A 1338-nucleotide genomic window follows, 5' to 3' on the forward strand; every position below is an offset into this window, starting at 1 on the left:
GAACTAACTCTGGTCTTAAGGCAGCCAGAGTCCGAGGAAAAAAAGGGGGCCGTCCAAGTAAAGGTAAGCTATCAATTGATTTAGCTTTAAAAATGTATGACAGCAAAGAGTATTCTATTCGTCAAATTCTTGATGCCTCTAAATTAAGCAAAACAACCTTTTACCGTTACCTCAATAAAAGGAATGCTTAAGATATGGCTATGAAAAGAATTTTAACTACTTCACAGCGTGAACAACTTCTTTCTGTAGACCACTTATCAGAAGAGGATTTTAAAGCGTATTTTAGTTTTTCTGATTATGATCTGGAGGTTATTAATCAACACCGTGGAAAGGTCAATAAACTAGGATTTGCGATACAACTTTGTTTGGCCCGGTATCCTGGGTGTTCTTTAAGTAATTGGCCGATTAAATCAACCAGACTAACTTCTTATGTGAGTCGACAGCTCCATCTTGATGCAATTGATTTAAATTCATATGATCATAGAAATACACGTGCAAATCACTTCAACGAGATCTTAGAAGTATTCAACTATCATCGATTCGGTAGTGCTAATACACAAAAACAGTTAATAGAATATTTAATTGAACTAGCTTTAGAAAATGATGACTCTATCTATCTAATGAAAAAAACAATTGATTTCTTAACTCGAAAAAGAATTATTTTTCCATCTATAGCTACACTTGAAGACATTATAAGCCGCTGTCGAGATAAAGCAGAAAACAACTTATTTTCAATATTACTCTGTTCATTAACAGATATACAAATTGAAAAACTAGAGAGTTTGTTTCAAATTTATGAAGAGACGAAAATAACTAAACTCGCTTGGCTAAAAGACATTCCAGGTAAGGCAAATCCAGAAAGCTTTATGAGTATTTGTAAAAAAGTGGAAGTGATTGCTTCCATGGGACTCGGGACAATTAATGTCTCCCATATTAATCGGAACAGGTTTCTTCAGCTAGCTAGACTAGGGGAAAATTATGATGCATATGACTTCTCCCGTTTTGAGCTTGAAAAAAGATACTCTTTACTTATTGCTTTTTTAGTCAATCATCATCAATATCTGATCGATCAACTGATTGAGATTAATGACCGCATTTTAGCAAGTATTAAACGCAAAGGGACACGTGATTCACAAGAACAGTTAAAAGAAAAAGGAAAATTGGCTACTAAAAAATTGGAACATTATGCTTCTTTAATTGATGCTCTTCACTTTGCAAAAGATAATGATAGTAATCCTTTTGACGAAATTGAACGAATCATGCCTTGGGAAGATTTAGTACAAGATGGAGAAGAAGCTAAAAAAATTACAGGTAATAAAAATCATGGCTATTTAGAAA

2 protein-coding genes are annotated in these 1338 nt (G+C 33.6%); both read left to right on the top strand.

The genetic code is table 11. From position 1 onward, the window contains the following. On the top strand, nt 1–191 hold a 191-nt coding region (locus tag KQI94_RS16005; RefSeq protein WP_216454646.1), incomplete at its 5' end, for a helix-turn-helix domain-containing protein. A 3-nt stretch (nt 192–194) separates the two neighbouring features. Beyond that, nucleotides 195–1338, top strand: a 1144-nt coding sequence (locus tag KQI94_RS16010; protein WP_216454648.1) for a DUF4158 domain-containing protein, incomplete at its 3' end; no start/stop codon positions are given.

This window comes from Enterococcus sp. S183_ASV_20 (genome assembly GCF_018919685.1).
GTDB classification, from domain to species: Bacteria; Bacillota; Bacilli; order Lactobacillales; family Enterococcaceae; genus Enterococcus; species Enterococcus faecalis.